Origin of the sequence: Kribbella sp. NPDC058693 (assembly GCF_042715335.1) — a bacterium.
Lineage (GTDB): Bacteria > Actinomycetota > Actinomycetes > Propionibacteriales > Kribbellaceae > Kribbella > Kribbella jiaozuonensis.
The window spans coordinates 613,724-630,907 of sequence record NZ_JBHXSQ010000002.1 but is presented as its reverse complement, the minus strand read 5'-3'; the positions used below and the strand labels follow the sequence as shown (position 1 = coordinate 630,907).

The 17,184-nt window shown below is 67.2% G+C and carries 15 protein-coding genes; 6 read left to right on the top strand and 9 right to left on the bottom strand.

What is annotated here, in order from left to right; genetic code table 11:
• Positions 1–24: 24 nt before the first annotated feature.
• The 3 genes from ACFWUU_RS12645 to ACFWUU_RS12635 are packed head-to-tail and all read right to left on the bottom strand — an operon-like array spanning position 25 to position 2,035.
• Positions 25–654, bottom strand: coding sequence for a ferritin-like domain-containing protein (locus tag ACFWUU_RS12645; protein ID WP_380175227.1), 630 nt, complete (start codon positions 652–654; stop codon positions 25–27).
• 14 nt (positions 655–668) lie between these two features.
• Positions 669–1,325, bottom strand: a complete 657-nt coding sequence (locus ACFWUU_RS12640; RefSeq protein WP_380175224.1) for a ferritin-like domain-containing protein — start codon at positions 1,323–1,325, stop codon at positions 669–671.
• 11 nt (positions 1,326–1,336) lie between these two features.
• Positions 1,337–2,035 (bottom strand): class E sortase, encoded by a 699-nt coding sequence (locus tag ACFWUU_RS12635; protein ID WP_380175222.1) that lies wholly within the window; start codon positions 2,033–2,035, stop codon positions 1,337–1,339.
• 228 nt (positions 2,036–2,263) lie between these two features.
• Between ACFWUU_RS12635 and ACFWUU_RS12630 the strand changes: the two genes are divergently transcribed.
• Both ACFWUU_RS12630 and ACFWUU_RS12625 read left to right on the top strand, forming a co-directional pair.
• The gene (locus ACFWUU_RS12630; protein WP_380175220.1) at positions 2,264–3,541 is read left to right on the top strand and encodes an NAD(P)/FAD-dependent oxidoreductase; all 1,278 of its coding nucleotides are present in this window, start codon (positions 2,264–2,266) and stop codon (positions 3,539–3,541) included.
• Positions 3,542–3,551: 10 nt separating this feature from the next.
• Positions 3,552–4,301, top strand: a complete 750-nt coding sequence (locus ACFWUU_RS12625; protein ID WP_137256991.1) for a PIG-L deacetylase family protein — start codon at positions 3,552–3,554, stop codon at positions 4,299–4,301.
• 55 nt (positions 4,302–4,356) lie between these two features.
• Here ACFWUU_RS12625 and ACFWUU_RS12620 read toward each other — a convergent pair whose 3' ends face one another.
• Complete coding sequence (locus ACFWUU_RS12620) at positions 4,357–6,516, bottom strand: alkaline phosphatase family protein (protein ID WP_380175218.1); 2,160 nt, start codon at positions 6,514–6,516, stop codon at positions 4,357–4,359.
• A gap of 204 nt (positions 6,517–6,720) precedes the next feature.
• On the opposite strand from ACFWUU_RS12620, the gene ACFWUU_RS12615 reads away from it, so the two are divergent.
• Both ACFWUU_RS12615 and ACFWUU_RS12610 read left to right on the top strand, forming a co-directional pair.
• Positions 6,721–7,878 (top strand): EfeM/EfeO family lipoprotein, encoded by a 1,158-nt coding sequence (locus tag ACFWUU_RS12615; RefSeq protein ID WP_380175216.1) that lies wholly within the window; start codon positions 6,721–6,723, stop codon positions 7,876–7,878.
• Complete coding sequence (locus ACFWUU_RS12610) at positions 7,871–9,064, top strand: Dyp-type peroxidase (RefSeq protein ID WP_380175214.1); 1,194 nt, start codon at positions 7,871–7,873, stop codon at positions 9,062–9,064. The genes ACFWUU_RS12615 and ACFWUU_RS12610 overlap by 8 nt, the downstream gene beginning before the upstream one ends.
• 53 nt (positions 9,065–9,117) lie before the next feature.
• Here the strand turns inward: ACFWUU_RS12610 and ACFWUU_RS12605 are convergent, their stop codons facing one another.
• The 4 genes from ACFWUU_RS12605 to ACFWUU_RS12590 form a co-directional block, all read right to left on the bottom strand.
• Positions 9,118–10,845: a S8 family serine peptidase gene (locus tag ACFWUU_RS12605; protein ID WP_380175212.1), complete on the bottom strand. Its 1,728-nt coding sequence runs from the start codon at positions 10,843–10,845 to the stop codon at positions 9,118–9,120.
• 120 nt (positions 10,846–10,965) lie between these two features.
• A complete protein-coding gene (locus ACFWUU_RS12600; RefSeq protein WP_380175210.1) occupies positions 10,966–12,381 on the bottom strand; it encodes a M1 family metallopeptidase in 1,416 nt (471 codons plus the stop codon).
• Between the two features lie 20 nt (positions 12,382–12,401).
• The gene (locus tag ACFWUU_RS12595) at positions 12,402–13,130 is read right to left on the bottom strand and encodes a GntR family transcriptional regulator (RefSeq protein ID WP_380175208.1); all 729 of its coding nucleotides are present in this window, start codon (positions 13,128–13,130) and stop codon (positions 12,402–12,404) included.
• 48 nt (positions 13,131–13,178) lie between these two features.
• The gene (locus tag ACFWUU_RS12590) at positions 13,179–14,153 is read right to left on the bottom strand and encodes a glycoside hydrolase family 16 protein (protein ID WP_380175206.1); all 975 of its coding nucleotides are present in this window, start codon (positions 14,151–14,153) and stop codon (positions 13,179–13,181) included.
• A 340-nt stretch (positions 14,154–14,493) separates the two neighbouring features.
• Between ACFWUU_RS12590 and ACFWUU_RS12585 the strand changes: the two genes are divergently transcribed.
• On the top strand, positions 14,494–15,144 hold the full coding sequence (locus ACFWUU_RS12585; RefSeq protein ID WP_380175205.1) for a Bax inhibitor-1 family protein: 651 nt from the start codon (positions 14,494–14,496) through the stop codon (positions 15,142–15,144).
• A gap of 4 nt (positions 15,145–15,148) precedes the next feature.
• Here ACFWUU_RS12585 and ACFWUU_RS12580 read toward each other — a convergent pair whose 3' ends face one another.
• Positions 15,149–15,772, bottom strand: a complete 624-nt coding sequence (locus ACFWUU_RS12580; protein WP_380175203.1) for a DJ-1/PfpI family protein — start codon at positions 15,770–15,772, stop codon at positions 15,149–15,151.
• A gap of 62 nt (positions 15,773–15,834) precedes the next feature.
• Here ACFWUU_RS12580 and ACFWUU_RS12575 point away from each other — a divergent pair, with 62 nt between their 5' ends.
• The gene (locus ACFWUU_RS12575) at positions 15,835–17,172 is read left to right on the top strand and encodes a PLP-dependent aminotransferase family protein (RefSeq protein WP_380175201.1); all 1,338 of its coding nucleotides are present in this window, start codon (positions 15,835–15,837) and stop codon (positions 17,170–17,172) included.
• Positions 17,173–17,184 lie beyond the last annotated feature (12 nt).

The window sequence follows — 17,184 nt, the reverse complement described above, 5'->3', positions numbered from 1 at the left end:
GGCCGGGCCGTTGATTTTGTTGCGTCAGAGGGTGATCGCGGCGACGACCTTGGCCGGGTCGCGCAGGAAAGGAGCGACGGCCTTCAGTACGTCGGCCTTCGGGATGCCGACCTCGGTCGAGCCCATGTAGACGCCACCTTCGGCCTTCAGCCCGAGCAGGTTGCCGACGACGGCGGCGTGCCGGGCCTCGACACCGAAGATGCCGGCTGCGGCCTGCAGGATCATCTTGTCCTTCACGAACCCGGCCGCACCCAGATACGCGCCCACGCCCTTGTTCTCGAAGATGTGCGACGTGGTCAGGTAGCTCTTCCGGCTCTCGAACGCGCCGCCGAAGTCGACCGCGGGCGCGCCGACCGGCGTACCGCCGAGCTTCTGGATCGTCGCGGTAACGGTCGCGACGTGCGACGCCTCGTCGGCGCCGATCTGCATCAGGTACTTCTTCTCGGTGCCCTTCAGCAGTCCTGCCGAGTTGCCCTGACGGTAGAACTCGGCCTCCAGGTACTCGAGTGTCAGTGCGTAGTTCAAGACCTCGACGTCGCTATTGAAGTCCTTCGCACTGGCCAGCTCGAACCCGTGGCTCAGGGCGCCGAGTGCGGCACCGGGCGCCACCATAGAGGCGTTGCCGTGGATCAGATCACGAACGGTGTCAGTCATCAGCTCTCCTCCTGTTACGCGATGAACGGCATGGCGGCCTTGAGCACCGGCGCCATCCCGAGATGGGCCTCGATCGGCGCCGGGAACGGGTTCCCGCCGGAGATCTGGGCAATGATCGCCGCATGCCGGGACTCGACCCCGGCGATCGACGCCGCAGCGGCCAGGATGTGACCGTCCTTCACCAGCGGCACCTGACCGTGATACGCCTTCACGCCGAGCTCCTCGAACGTGCCCGCGGTCTTCAGGAACGCGGCCCGGCTGGAGAACGTGCCGGCCGGGAACTTCACCTTCGGCGCCGCCACCGGCTTGCCGCCCAGGTCCTGGATCGTGGTCTTCACCGCCGTGACGTGGTTGGCCTCGTGCTGCTGGATCGGATCCACCAACTCGAGCTCGCGGCCCTTCAACAGCTTCGCCTTCAGACCCATCGTGTAGAACGCCGACTCCAGATATTCCAGCGTCAACGCGTAGTTCAGGATGTCGAGGTCACTCTTGGCGGCCTCGGTCCCGAAGCCGCGATCAGCGTTGCCGAAGGCAACCGGATCGCCGGGACGGGTGGCGACGTACGTCAGACCGACGCCGACCAGCGCCGCGTTGCGCAGAAAGCTCCGCCGGCTGTGCTCGTCGGCGAACTCGAGGACCGGACGGCCCCCGAAAATCTTACTGAAACCCATGACTCTCCTCCTCAAGCAGCCGTCGCCTGAACGACGATGCGTTGGTAGTGCGCGGTGATGGGGTTACAGGCGAACAAGGTGATGTCCTTCTCGCCTGGTCTGGTGGGCTGCTTCAGCACGAACTTCACGTACTGCGCCTGCGGCACGATCACGACCTTGGCGACCTTGTACGTCGTCCGCGTGGCGCCGACCGTCGCGATGATCGGATCGCCGGGGCGCAGCCGGTCCAGGTACAGGAACGGCTTCTCGTGCGTACTGCGATGCCCGCTGATCACGCTGTTGCCCGGACTGCCCGGCAACGGGGTCCCCGGCCAATGACCCACGCCTTGCACCAGCGCGGCCTCGTCGACGCCGTTGTTCAACGGCTGGTCGACCTTCAACCGCGGGATCTCCAACCGCCCCAGCCGCAACTGCTCCCCCGGCCTGGCCTTGATCGCCTCGATCGGCACACCCGCCGCGGGGTTGTCCCCGGCCGCGAACTGTGGCTCGACGGGTTTCCCGGCCCGGAGCTGATCGAGCATTCGGTTGACCAAGGCATCATCATCGGTCGGCGCCGCCGATGGCTGGGTCGGCTTTGCCGTCTTCGTCGGCGGTGCGGCGGCGGTTTGTCCGCTGCCGTTCGGGCCGAACACAACGACCGCGACCGCCACGAGGACGGCGAAAACGACACTTGCGGTGAGCCAGCGCCAGATCGGTTTCCAGCCCTGCATCAGGCCTCACCGACAGAGGCGACCGTTGGCTGCGTGAGATCTTCGAATTCCGGCACTGCGGACCATCTCCTCGCGAGGATTCAATGACCGGTATTCGGAGCGCTCCACGCCGCGGATGGGTCCGATCCCGAAAGAGCAGCCGGTGATCCGTGCCCGGCGATGTTCGCGGGTTTGGCACGTCGGTGTGGCTGGTACTGGTGGCGCATGGACAGGCCGAGGATTGTCATCGTGGGTGCCGGGTTCGCGGGATTTCATGCCGCGCGCCGGCTGCGCAGACTCGCCAAGGACCGCGCCGAGATCATCCTGGTGAATCCGACCGACTACTTCCTCTACGTTCCACTGCTGCCGGAGGTCGCCACCGGAATCATCGAACCCCGCCGGATCACCGTGTCGCTCGCCGAAACGCTGCCCGGCGTGCGGCTCGTGCTCGGTGAAGTCGACGGGCTAAACCTCGACACACGGACCGTCCGGTACGCCGAACCGACCGGCGCGCGCGGCGAGCTGTCGTACGACCGGCTGGTCATCGCCGCCGGCAGCGTCAACAAACTCCTCCCCGTGCCGGGAATCGCCGAGCACGCGCACGGATTCCGCGGGATACCCGAGGCGATCTTCCTCCGCGACCACCTGACCGAACAGCTCGAGCTGGCCGACGCGACCGACGACCAGTCGGCCCGCGACGCCCTGTGTACGTTCGTCGTCGTCGGCGCCGGATACACCGGCACGGAGGTCGCCGCGCATGCCGTCCTCTACACCGAACTGCTGCGCAAGCGTCACCCGCGCCTGCGTGATCAGCGCATCCGCTGGATGCTCCTCGACGTCGCCGACCGGGTTCTGCCGGAGCTCGACGAACGCCTCTCGCGTACGGCGGACAAGGTACTGCGCGAGCGCGGTGTCGACGTACGGATGGGTGTCTCGATCGAGGAGGCGGTCGAGGACGGCGTACGGCTGACCGACAAGAGCTTCGTCCCGACGCAGTCACTGATCTGGTGCGTCGGCGTACGGCCCGATCCGGTGGTGGACGGGCTCGGCTTGAAGACCGACAAGGGTCGGCTGGTCGTGGATGAGTACCTCCAGGTGCCCGGGCATCCTGAGGTGTTCGCGTGCGGTGACGCGGCCGCCGTACCGGACCTGACCCGGCCCGGTGAGGTCACGCCGATGACCGCCCAGCACGCCCAACGGCAAGGCAAACAGGCCGCCGACAACATCGCGGCAAGCTTCGGGACCGGAATCCTGCAGCCTTACCGCCACGAAGACCTCGGCTTGGTCGTCGACCTCGGCGGCACCCAGGCAGCGGCCAACCCGCTGCACGTACCGTTGGCCGGCCTGCCCGCGAAGGTCGTCACCCGCGGGTACCACCTGCTGTCGATGCCCGGCAACCGCGTCCGCACCGCCACCGACTGGTTCTTCGACGCCGTCCTGCCACGCCAGACCACCCAACTCGGCGTCATCCCAGCCGACCAAGTACCACTAGAGACCGCCTCACCAGAAGGAGTCGGCGGGGTGTAAGGATGCTTGCATGACCTTGCCGGTGTTGCCTGAGGAGTCCTTTGAGCGGGTGTTGTGTGTTGTCGCGCACCCGGACGATATGGAGTACGGCAGTTCTGCTGCTGTTGCTCGGTGGACTGCGCGTGGGATCGAGGTTGGGTATCTGCTGCTTACGCGCGGCGAGGCGGGGATGCCGAATCCGCCGGAGGAGACGGCTCGGTTGCGGCTTGCGGAGCAGCAGGCTGCGTGTGACGTCGTGGGTGTCACGCACCTGACGGTTCTCGAGCATCCGGATGGTGTGCTCGTCTACGGGCTCGATCTGCGTCGCGACATCTGCCGGGAGATCCGACGGTTCAAGCCCGATGTTGTGCTGGGTGTCGGCTACGACGTCGAGACGCCGATGGGGTTCGACCAAGCCGATCACCGGGCCGCCGGGCTGGCGACGCTCGACGCGATCCGGGACGCAGGTAACCGCTGGGTGTTCCCGGAGCAGATCGACGACGAGCAGCTCGAGCCGCACTCGCCTCGCTGGTACCTCACACCCGGCCTCGCCGGCGCCGCGACCCACGGCGTCGACGTGACCGGTGAACCACTCCGTAAGGGCGTCGCGTCGCTCGAGGCACACGCGGCGTACTTGGCCGCGCTCCCCTGGCACCCGGCCCCGGCCGAATTCATCCCGATGTTTGCGGCGATGAGCGGTAAGGCCATGGGCGTCGAGCATGCTGTCCTGTTCCGCGCCCACGATCTGCAGGCGCCTCCAAGCTTCCCGACCGACGATTGACCGCGACGCAGACTGTGCCCGCGAGCCGGGCACAGTCTGCGATCAGCTCAAAGGATCACTTCTCGGCGGCGCGTCCGGCGTACCGCTGGTTGAAGTCTGCGGACTCCTTCGCGGTGATGACGACGTCGTAGTAGCCGTCCACGGTGGGCCAGGTGATGACGCTGTGCTTGCCGGCGGGGACCTGGATGGTCGTCTTCTTCCCGGCGAAGTCGTTCGCGGTCAGCGTGTAGGTCACTGACTTGCGGCCGACCGCGGACAGGGTGAACTCGACCGTCGCGGCCGACCGCCCGCGCGCCTTGACCAGCCGGACGTCGACCCGCGGCTGGGCCGAGGTCTGGTCGGAGGCGGGCACGACGGTGCCGGCGAAGGACCGGATGAAGTGGTCGGGACCGTAGAACGAGAACGCGTACTTGCCGTTCGTCGCCTTGGTGTCCCAGGTGTACGACTTCGGCGCGTGGTTGCCGGCCGTCAGGGGCAGCGCGTCCTGACCGATGCCGAGCGGCTCGGCGCCGACGAGGGCGGGCACGTACTTGTCGGCCAGTCCGACCAGGCTGACCGCCTTGCCGTTCGGGCCGCCTTCGACGGTGAAGGTCGCGGTCGCGGTCCCGGTCGCGGGGTTCTCGACGACGACACCGTTGGGCTGGAACGACAGCGGGCTCCGCTTCGCCTTGCCGGTGATCGGCTGGGTCGGCAGGACCTGCGCACCGACGGCCGGCTGCGGCACGGGCGGCAGGCTCGCGTCGACAACCACCGACTTCAGCAGGTCGGCCGGCTTCGGCAGCTTCGGGAACGACGTGTCGAAGTTGCCGAAGTCGATCGCCGAGAGCAGGTTGCCCGAGACGCCACGCCGCCAGGCGTTGATGTTCTCGCAGACGGCCGGCCGACCGAGGCTCTTGGTCCACTCCTCGATCAGCTGGATCGTCGAGGTGTGGTCGAAGACCTCGGAGTTCACGAAGCCGCCACGGGTCCACGGCGAGACCAGTACGAACGGCACCCGGCCGCCGAAGCCGGGCTTGATCCCAGGAGCGCGCTCGCCGGTGGTGCCGACCTCGGGGATCGGCGGTACGACGTGGTCGAAGAAGCCGCCTTCACCGATCCGGTTCGCGTGGTCGGGCTCGTCGTAGTTCAGGATGATCAGCGTCGACTCCCACAGCTCGGGGTTCTCGTGCACCGCCTGGATCACCCGGTCGGTGTAGACCGCGCCGTTGTTCGGGGCGTACGTCGGGTGCTCGGTCCACGCCGCGGGCGCGACGATCCAGGACACCTCGGGGATGTCGCCTGACGCGCAGTCGGCGATGAAGTCCCGCAGTACGTAGTCGACGTTCGAGGTGTCGTTCTTGATGCCGGCGGGCTGCGTGGTGTGGGCGTACACAACGTTGCCGCGGGCAAGCAGGCCCTTGCGGGGCAGGGTGTTCTCCGGGGTCGCGTTCTTCGGGTCGAACGCCGTGAACGAACGCACGGTGTTGTCCGTGTAGTCGCCCAGGAAGTCGTCGTCGGTGTCGTTGTTGACGTAGATCTGCCAGCTGACACCGGCGTCCTGCAGCGTCTCCGGGTACGTCTTGAACTTGTAGGCGTAGCCGTAGTCGCCGTTGTTGTTGATGACCGGACCGCCCTGCGTACCGGCCGCGTCGTTGGTGCCGGCCCACATCATGATGCGGTTCGGGCTGGTGCTGGTGTCCAGCGAGCAGAAGTAGTGGTCACCGATGGTGTAGGCCTTGGCGATCGCGTGGTGCCACGGCACGTCGGCTTCCATGAAGTACCGGTTGCGCGCGCTGGTGTTCTGCGCGTTGTACTTCAGGCTGTCTGCGTGGTACGGCAGCAGGTAGCCCTCGGCGCGGCTGTTCGGGTCGTAGTAGATCGTCTGGCCGTTCTGCCAGGTCAGCACCTGCTTGTCACCGAAGCCGCGGGCGCCGGCCAGGTCGAGGGTGCCGAAGTAGTGGTCGAACGACCGGTTCTCCTGCATCACGATCACGACGTGCTTCAGGTCCTTGATCGTGCCGGTGCGACGCGAGTGCTGCGCCGGCTTCGAGCCGGTCGTGCTGTCGGCCGTCGCGGCCGCGTTCGGCGCGGCCTGGGCCGGAACGCTCGACAGCCCCCCGGCGGCGACTGCGGCGCCGGCGGCGCCCGCGGTCTGCATCAGCCGGCGCCGGCTGATCCGGTTGCGCTCCGGGGTCGCCTTGGTGCCGTCCGCGGGTGCCGAATCGTTGTCAGACATGGGTTTGCTACCTAGCCTCTCGTGGCGGGGATACCCACAAAGTCAACGTCGAAAGGTCCGGACCTCGCGAGCATCGTGTCGTGAACATTCCCTGAAGACTCAGGGAGTCCGTGAGGTCGCCATGCCCGGCAGGTCACCCGCTGTTCACCGGCGCGTCGTGGGCAGCATCGGATCCGTTCACAACCGCCGCCCAGCGTGGGCCGGGTGAGCAGCAGCACGGCCTCGGCGGCCGCACGATCGTTGCCGTCGATCCGGCCGCAGCCCATAGTTCTGGTCGTTGGGTCGCCCTACGGCATCGACGACTGGCTCGGCGGACCGGCCGGCCGCTACGACTTCGTGTTCGTCAACAACGAGGGCGCCGGCGCGGAGGTCTACCTGGAGGATCCCGTGACCGAGCGGATCTACCTCGAGGTCGAGCACTTCGGCCGCGGCGTCAGCCGTGCGGTGACGGCATCGGTCCCGCCCGGAACGTACCGCTGGGTCTGCATCACCGACTACACGATCAAGTACAGCCGGCCGGTCGTCGTCACCGGTGATCCGTTGCCGTACGACGTACACGGGATCATCCCCGTGACCGGGCTCGACCTGCGGGTACCGATCAACTCGTACCTCGCCTGGATCACCGGGCAGCTGCCCATGCTCACCGACCAGGTCGAACAGCTCCGCTACGCCTTGCGAGCCGGCGATGCGGCGAAGGCCCGGCGCGACTGGCTGGCCGCCCACCTCACGTACGAGACGCTCGGCGGCGCCTACCGCGCGTACGACGAGACCGGTGACGACATCAACGCCGACCCGCCGCGCGGCGTTGCCCCCGACCGGCTCACGGACGCGGACTTCGCCGGCTTCCGCAAGATCGAGGCGATGCTGTGGCACGACCGCCCGACGGCGACGATCGTGCCGTACGTCGACGCGCTGGTCGAGGCGATCGAGCGCTTCACCGATGAGCTGGCGCTGCCGAACGCGATCACGCCGATCGACATGGGCCGGCGGGCTCACGAGATCCTCGAGGACGCACTGCAGTGGGACCTGAACGGGATCGGTGACGCCGGCAGCCAGACCGAGTTGGCGACCGTGGACGCGAACCTCACCGGGGTCTGGCAGGCGCTGGACCCGCTGCGGCCGATCCTGCGCAAGCAGAACCCGTACCTGGACCAGACCGACGAGCAACTCCGGCTCACCCAGCAGCTGATCCGCAGCCACCACCACGACGACGGCTGGGTCGGCCTGGCGGCGCTTTCGGTCCGGCAGCGCGCCACGATCAACGCGGCGGTACAGCACAGCGTCGAGCTCCTCTCCCACGCCGCGGCCATCGTCGACCCCCGCAACGCCACCACCGACCGAGGCCCCATCACCCATGACTAACCACACCCCGGCCGGCCCGGCCGTGCCCGATGTCTCCGCTGCACCGATCGGTCGGGCGTTTGAGGGCGTGCATCAAGCCGGCATTCTCGAGCCTGCGCAGCAGGCGGCGATTGTTGTCGCGTTTCTCGTGACCGCGGCCGACCGACCCGCGCTGCGGCGGATGTTCCAGACGCTGACCTCAACCATCCGGTATCTGACGGGCGGCGACGCACCGACCGGGCGCGGCAGCGACGACGGTCTCGTGTCGACGCCGTACGAGAACGGCGTACTCGGCCCGGGCACCGTGTCCGACGGTCTCACCGTCACGGTCAGCGTCGGCGCGAGCTTGTTCGACGACAGCTACGGGCTCGCCGGCGTCAAACCGGCCCGGCTGCGCGCGATGGACGAGTTCCCGAACGACGCGCTCGACCCCGACCGCTGCGACGGTGACCTGCTGCTGCAGATCTGCGCCGACCACCGCGACACCGTGCTGCACGCACTACGCATCCTGATGCGCGCCACCCGCGCCGACCTGCAGGTGCTCTGGCAGCAGGAGGGCTTCACCAGCCCACCACGCCCGACCGGCACACCCCGCAACCTGTTCGGCTTCAAGGACGGTACGGCGAACCTGGAGTTCCTCGACCGCCCCGACCTGCTCGACCGGCTGGTGTGGACCAAGCCCGGCGGCGATGAACCGGACTGGGTGACCGGCGGTTCGTACCACGTGGTCCGGCTGATCCGGATGTTCGTGGAGTTCTGGGACCGGATCTCGATCAACGAGCAGCAACGGATCTTCGGCCGCGACCGCGACACCGGCGCACCGCTGTCCGGCCGCCCGGGCGAACGAGTAGTCGGCCAGGAGGAACTCCAACTCCCCAGCTACTACCGGGACGCGCACGGCAACACCGTCCCGCTGACCGCTCACACCCGCCTCGCCAACCCCCACGACGGCACCGCCGACGACCGGCGGATGCTGCGCCGCGGCTTCAACTACAGCGCCGGCGTCGAGCCCAACGGCCAGCTCGACCTGGGCATGATCTTCATCTGCTTCAACGCCGACCTCGACCACCAGTTCGTCGCCGTACAGACACTCCTCATCGACGAACCCCTGGTCGACTACATCTCCCCGTTCGGCGGCGGCTACTTCTTCGCCCTCCCCGGCGTACAGCACGCCGACGACTGGCTGGGCCGCACCATGTTCGACTGAAGGTCCGGCAACGAGGCGCGCCACCAACCGGCGCGCCTCGTCGCTGGGTCAGGTCAGCCCTTTGCGACCTTCTTTGCGTTGACGATGCCGTCGCCGTAGAAGCCGTTGTTCGCCGTCGTGCCTTCGCACAGGTGGTTGGTTGTCACGGTCAGGAAGGTCCCGTCGGCCTGCAGGACCTGACGGGTGTAGGTGAACAGCGGAGGGGTCGGGCAGGCGAGGTCGGTCGCCGTTCCGCGCAGTAACTGCTCGACGGCCGCCGGCGAAGCCTTCTTGCCGCCGTTGACGTGGTCCTTGACGCCCAGCCGGCCGACTGCCAGCACAGCGACGCCGGCCGCGTGCGGTGACGCCATCGACGTGCCCTGCAGGTACTGGTAATAGCCGCAGACGCCCTTGTTGCAGCTCTGAACGACGCTGGGTGTGTTCGGTGTCCCGTCGGGATTGAGCTGACCGCGCTCTACGGCGAGGTGCTTCGGGTACGCCGCGAGGATTGCCTTCGTGATGTCGCGCTTCTGGTCCGCGGTGTCGTACACGTCCCCGCCGGGCGCGGACAGGTCGGCGTACCCGTTGCCGTAGTCGGAGTAGTAGGCCTTGCGCGTGGAGATTCCGGTGCTGGTCACCGAGAGCACATGGTTACCCTCGGACGGCATCGAGATGCACGAAGTCGGGATCGTCCGCGTGTACGGCGCCTCACCGGGCACGCTGGGGAAGTCCGGGCTCGACGAGTCCACGATCGTCTTGGTGTAGTCGGTCGCGCCGTTGCCCGCCGCTGCGACCAGCGTGACGCCATGGGCATAGGCGTAGTCGAGCGCCCGCTGCATCGCCTGGATGACAGTTGCCTGCTCGGCCTGGAACTCAGGCGGGTCAGCCGGATTGTTGGTGCAGTTGAACAGCCACGGGTCGACGTAGAAGCTCATGTTCACGACGTCGATGCCGTGATCGCCCGCGTAGGTCAGCGCGTCGACCGTGGGCTGCAGGAAGAAGAAGCCCGCATCCTGGCCGGCCCGCAGGTTGACGATCGTCGCCTTGGGCGCGACGCCCGCGATCCCGAGCTTGTTGACCGGCGACGCGATCTCGGAAGCGACGTGCGTACCGTGACCGTTGTCGTCCTCGTCGACAGGATCGACACAGCTCGGGTGCTCGCACGGTCCGTCGACCGTCGTGCCGTTGGCGTCGACCGGGATGTCGGTCGTGAAATTCCGGCTCAGGGCCCTGTCGAAGTTGGCCGCGATGTCGGGATGGCTGCCGTCGACGCCGGTGTCGATGATGCCGACGCGCACGCCCTTGCCCTGCTCATAGCGCTGTGAACCGTCGGCGGTCGCGCCGATCTGCTGCATGTCCCATTGCAGCCCGGCCAGCGGCTCCTGCTTCTTCTTGTTCTTGTCGGCGGACGTCTGGCGACCCGCGGCCGCACCCAGCAGGTCGGCCTGCGCAACGTCGCGCTTGAAGCTCGCCTTGCCATTGGCCAGACGGTCGTCCGGCGCGTGGCCGATGACCGTACTTCGTGCCACCCCCACGATCGCGGACGAGCCACGGGCCGCGGCCGGGAAAGCGTCGCTCTTGGTGGTGACGGTGGCGACTCCGATCGCCGTGTTCTCGTCGAGTACCTTGCCGCCGGCAGCCGCGATCGCGGCGTGCGCGGCCGCGGCCGATCCGCCCTGGGCGTAGAGAACGACGTACTGCCGCTCTTGACCGCCGGTCGCGGTACCCGTTCCGGCTGCGACCCATAGCAACCCGGTGACGCTCGCTGCCGCGATGGCGGCACGCGTGACGTACTTGCGCATTGAACCCCTCCCTCGAAGATCGAACTACAGCTGAAGAAACGTGCTGTCGTGTCGTTCGAGCCCGCCCCCCAGCAACCCCATCTGTTAATAGACGGGATCGAACCGTCCGAGCGCAAGGCTTCAGAGCGTCGGCTTGCCCGGCTGGTAGAGCCAGGTGTGGAAGAACGCGCCGAGGTCGCGGTGGGTCAATCGCTCGACGTACCGGATGAAGGTCTGCGTCGAGACGTTGCCGTACCGGTGCGTCGTCGGCCACTGCCGCAGCACCTGGAAGAAGGCGCGGTCGCCGATCTTCAGGCGTAGTGCTTGCAATGTCATCGCCCCGCGGTTGTAGACGAGGTCGTCGAAGATGTGATCCCGCCCGGGGTCGGCGACCTTGCCGCTCCAGTCCTTCTCGTCGGCGTAGGTCTCCGTGAAGCTCTGCTGCACCGGGATCCTGTTGAACTTCTCCTGGTAGAGCCACTCCGAGTAGGTGGCGAAGCCCTCGTTCAGCCAGATGTCCGACCAGTGCACCGGAGTGAGGCTGTCACCGAACCACTGGTGGCCGAGTTCGTGGGCGAGCAGGTCACCGTCGACTTCGCTGGTCCGCTGGTCGTACACCGGTCGGCTCTGGGTCTCGAGGGCATAGTCGACGCCGACATCGGCGATGATGCCGCCGGTCGAGCTGAACGGGTAGCGCCCGTACATCGACGACTCCCACTGGACGATCTGCGCCGTGGTCCGGTTGAACACTCTGCCCTGGCCGGGCTTGGTATCGACCGACCTGCCGATGGCGGTGATGTTCGGGAGGCCGGTGGCCGTCACGGCGCGAGTGACGTTGTACTTCCCGATCGCGATCATCGCCAGCTCGCTGGCCATCGGCTGGCTCATGTGCCAGCGGAACGTGGTGTAGCCGCCGTGCTTGGTGGTGGGTCCGGGCTCACCGTTGGCCAGCACGGTCAGCCCGGTCGGCACCGTGATGGTCTGACTGTACGTCGCCTTGTCGTCGGTGGTGTCGTTCACCGGGTAGTACGTCGCGGCACCGATCGGCTGGTTGAGCGCGACCGCGCCGTCCTTGGTGGCGACCCAGCCGGAGAGGCCCAGCGCCGGGTCGTCGATCTTCTGCGGGACGCCGGCGTACGTCACGGAGACAACGAACGTGCTTCCTCGCCACAGACCTTGTCGCGGCGTGATCACCAACTCCTGAGCACCGCGGCGGGTGAAGGACGCACCCCGTCCGTTGACCGAGAGCTTGGTGATCTTCAGCGGTCCCTGGAAGTCCAGGTCGAAGCGGGACAGATTCTGCGTGGCCTTCGCGAGAATCGTCGTCGTCGCGCTGATCGCCTTGGTCTTGGGGTTGAACGCCAGCCTGATGTCGTAGTGGCTGACGTCGTAGCCGCCATTACCCATGTCCGGGAAGTAAGGATCCCCCGCCCCCGATGCGCCGGGCGAGAACGACATCCGTCCTGGCGCAGCATTCGCCGTCATGCCCGTCGACAACCCAAGCACCAACGCACAAACCATCAACAGGTAACCGCGGCGACGACCGACACGTCCCACAATTCCTCCTCGCATTCCGCTTATGCAGACTCGGCTGGTGGTTGGGAAAGAGTCAGGTGCGCCTTGATTTGGTAGCGGTCGCCGCGGTAGGCGGCGCGGGTGAATTCGAATCTGCGGCCGTGCTGGTCGCGGGTGGTTCGCTCCAGGATGAGGATCGGAGCTTCCAGGGCGAGGCCGAGCAGGGCCGACTCGGTGGCGTCGGCGGCTGCTGCGCCTTGGGTTTGTTCGGCGTCGGTCGGGATCACGCCGTACTGGTCCTCGAGCATTGCGTAGAACGAGTTCTGCTCGATCGCTCGTACGTCGAACTCAGGGACGAGCTCCTGCAGTACGTGGATGGTCTCCAGGCAGATCGGGTCGCCGTTGACGAAGCGTTGCCTGGCGATCCGCAGTACGGCGGTGGTCGGGGTGACGCGGAGTCTGCTGCCGATCAACGTGCCGGCTTGGATCGTGCCGTGGCTGAGGACCCTGCTGGTCCAGTTGCCGGATCCGGTCGGGTACGTCGCTCCGTGGGTGCCGCTGATCTGTTGGGCGACCTTGGGGCTGCCGACGAACATGCCGCGGCCGTGCTCGCGGACCAGCCAGCCATCGCGAACCAAGTCGTCGACCACTGCTCGAAGGGTGGGTCGGGAGATCTCGAGTTCGGCAGACAGCTGGCGCTCGGAGGGAATCGGCTGGCCGACCGCTCGCGTCTCGACCAGCCCGAGCAGGTGCTCACGCGCCCGATCTCGTTTCCGCAGGCTGCCTGCCACGAGGACCCATCCTTGGTATGCCGGAGGGTCCATATGTTACGCCGGAGCTCAGTGTTCCGGCGGTTGGTAGTTCTCGCAGCTCCCGGTGTTGCTCAACGAGTCCTGGTAGGTGGTGTCGTGCTTGCGGTACTTCTCCACGCGGGCGTCGGCCTGCGCGGGCGAGACGGTCTCGTTCTTGGCGTAGTAGGCCCAATCGACCTGCTCGCGGTACTCACTCGTCGCCGTGCCCTGGTGCCCGTCCAGATCGATGAACCACAGGTTCCAGTTCATGCTCATGTCCTGACGCGGCAGCACGGTGTTGCCGTCCTGGTCGACCGTGTGGTCGGCAGTCAGCTTGCCGTCGATGTAGTACCTGGCGTGTCCGTTGCCGACCTGCGTGACGTAGGTGTGCCAGCCGTTCAGCGACCTGTCCTGACGGCTCTCCGCGGTCCGCGCGTCCCACGGGTCCTCTCGGAACGTGTGCCAGCTGGTCTGGAAGTTGACCGGGCCGACCTCTCCCCAGCCTCCGTTCGGCAGGTACTCGGTGAAGTCGAGCTCGCTGTAGATCGGGTCGTAGTCGAATTTCGTCGGGCCGATGGCGAACGCGGTCTCGTTGATGTGGTCGCCGTCCGTCCCCGTGGCCGGGGTGTCGGCGTACCGGACGCGGGTGGCGTAGGTGCCGTTCCGCAGATTCATGGTGGTCCGGCGGAGTTCGGCGTTGGTCGTGCCGGCGACCGTGCCGTCCGTCGTTGCCCGGAGCTGAGCTGCCTTCTGGCCGCCGGTGGTGACGAAGGAGACGTTGCTCGCCGGCCACGCGGTACCCGGCACGCCCGGGCCACCCATTTCATTCCGCGCGTTCCAGCCGTGGTCAGCGAGAGCTGGGTCGGTGGCGGACGTGTATTGGAAGTCGTCGAACAGTACGCCGCACTTACCTGACCCGCGGTCGGCCCGATCGGTCGATCCGACGGCAGCAGAGGCGCCGCTCACCATCGAGGCGATCGTCGCGGCGGTGGCGAGGAAGATGGTCGTTCGCTGACGTGACATGTCTTCGGTCTCCTTCGCGGCAAGGATGGGGCGGAAGCCGGATCCTGGTCGAGCATGAATGCCGCGGGAGTGAACTGCAAGAGCTCCACCAAACTTTTCGAATTGACCCGACATAAACCAATTCAGGCGGTGATCACTGGTAAATACCGGGAATCGACGACAGCGCCACCAGTCGCCTGGCCCGCTGCCGCGCGGGTCGCGTGATGGTATTTACCACTGGCCCATGAATTCAATCTCGGCCCGGCCGGTTCACTGGGGTGGCCTGACGGCTGATGACCAGGGAGTCTCCCTGGTGCCATGCGTACGGCTTCGTCGGATCGTGGAAGACATGGACGAGTCAATGGCATACCCCCGGAGCGGCGTCAGCGATCGGGATCAGGAACACACGCTGTTCGCGCAGACCATGCAGTACGTCGCGATGACCACCGGACTGTTCGCCCTTGGGGCGTACCTGGGCCGCGACCTGCACGGCGGCATCGGCATCATCGCGTTCATCGCCGCCTTCGGAGTACTGATCGGCATGCAGTTCGCCGTCCGGAAGTCGACCGGCCGGGCCGTCGGACTGCTCGCCGCGTTCGGCCTGCTGATGGGCCTCGCGACCGCACCGACACTCGCGTACTACGCCAGCGTCGACCCGAGTGCGCTCTGGCAAGCCGGTGGAGCGACGGCCCTGTTCATCGTCGGCTTCGGCGCGGCCGGCTACGCCACCCGCCGTGACCTGTCGGGCATCGCGCGTGCCGGCTCGTGGGCTCTGATCGGACTGATCCTCTTCGGCATCGTGCTGATCTTCGTCCAGATCCCAGGCGGAGCGCTCATCTACTCGATCGTCGGCCTGGTCATCTTCGCCGGCCTGACCGCCTTCGACTTCCAGCGCCTCCGCCGGTCCACCGACCTCGCCTCGGCACCCCTGCTGGCCGCCTCGATCTTCCTCGACATCCTCAACGTCTTCCTGTTCTTCCTCCAGCTCTTCAGCCGCAACGACCAGTCATAGGCTCTTACTTCTGGAGCGCGCCGACAGGTTCGAGGTAAGGCGTCACGTTGCGCAGCGCCCGGTCGACGTACTCGTCCTTCTCGCCGACGGGCGCGACATAGTGCATGGCGTCCTTGGCGGCTTCGAGGCTGTGGAGCCGGGCGATTGTCCAGGTGGCGAGGTACGTCGAGGCCAGGCACCCGCCGGCCGTGGCGAGATTGCCGCGCGCAAAGAACGGCTGATCGAGTACGTCGACACCCGCCGCGACGACCCAGGGCTTGGTCACCAGATCGGTGCAGGCCGGTACGTCGCGCAGATGCCCGAGCTTGGCCAGGACCAACGCGCCGGAACACTGCGCAGCCAGTAGCTGACGGGTCGGGTCGAGCCGGGCCAAGGTCGCCATGATGGCGGGGTTCTCGACCACCTCTCTGGTCTTCTTGCCACTGCCGACGATGACCGCGTCGGCATCGCAGGCCTCCTCGAGATCGATCATGGCGTCGATGACGACGCCGTTCATCGACCGCAGTCGCGGCGTCGGGCCTGCGATCGACACCCGCCAGCCAGGTGCGCTGACGCGGTTGAGGATTCCGAGGGCGATGAGGCTGTCGAGTTCGTTGTAGCCGTCGAACGTGAGGATCGCTGTGTGCATACTCGCACCCTAGGGCGGCCGGTCCATGACAGTGGAAGAATTGTCCTGCATACAATGCTGCGATGCGGATCCCGAAGTACAAGGCCGTGGTCGACTCGCTGGCTGCGCAGATCCGGAGCGGACGATGGCCGGCCGGTCACCGGCTACCCACGCATCGCCGGCTCGCAGCCGACGAGGGAATCGCCATCGTCACCGCCTCACGCGTGTACGCCGAACTCGAAGCGATGGGCCTCGTCAGCTCCGAGCAGGGCCGAGGTACGTTCGTCCGCGATCTCGCGGCCGCGTCCGGCGAGGAGATCGATCAACGGGCCGTGGCCGTCGACGCCATCGATCTGAGCTTCAACTCGCCGTCGGTTCCCGGCCAGGCCGATCTGCTCCGCCAGGCGTTGCGGGACCTCGCCGGAGCAGGCGACCTCGATGCGCTCCTGCGCTATCAACCACATCGCGGGCGGGCGCAGGACCGCGACGCGGTCGCCCGCCACCTGCGCCACCGGGGACTCGAGGTCGGCCGCGAACGGGTCCTGATCGTCAACGGCGCCCAACAGGGTCTCGCGGTCACGGCGATGGCCCTGTTCGAACCGGGCGATGTGATCGCGGTCGACGCCCTCACCTATCCGGGCTTCATCGTGCTCGCACGGACGCTGAGACTGGAGTTGGCACCACTGCCGGCCACCGCAGCCGGGCCGGATCTCGACGCGCTCGAAGAGCTGTGCCGGCGCCGCCGGGTCCGCGCCGTCTACACGATGCCGACCCTGCACAACCCGCTCGGCTGGGTGTACGACGAAACCCAGCGCGCGCAGCTCGTCTCGATCGCGAGCCGGTACGGCGTTTCGATCATCGAGGACGCGTCGTACGCGTACCTGGTCGAGGACGCGCCACCGCCGCTGGCGATGCTTGCTCCCGACATCACCGTCTACGTGTCAGGCCTGTCGAAGAGCGTCGCAACCGGCTTGCGGATCGGCTTCATCGCCGCGCCCGCGATGCTCGTGCCGACGCTGGAGCGTGTCATCCGGGCAACAACGTGGAACACCCCGGCGCTGACGGCAACGATCGCCGGCAAGTGGCTGGATGACGGCACCGTCGACCGTCTCGAAGTGGAGAAGCGCAACGACGCCCGCCGGCGGCAATCCGTCGCCGCGGAGATCCTCGCCGGGCTGCCGTACGTCGGGCATCCCTCGTCGTACTTCCTTTGGTTGCCTCTGGCCCCCGACGCACGCCCGGACCGGATCGTCGCAGCTCTGGCCGCACGCCGAGTCGCGGTCTCCACCGCCGAGCCGTTCGCAACCACGCCGACCGTGCCGCACGCCCTACGTCTGGCGCTGGGTTCGGTCAGCATCGCCGACCTCCGCCAGGCCCTGCACGCCGTCCGAGCTGAAGCCGACCGCGATCCCTTCGCCTGACCAACACCATTG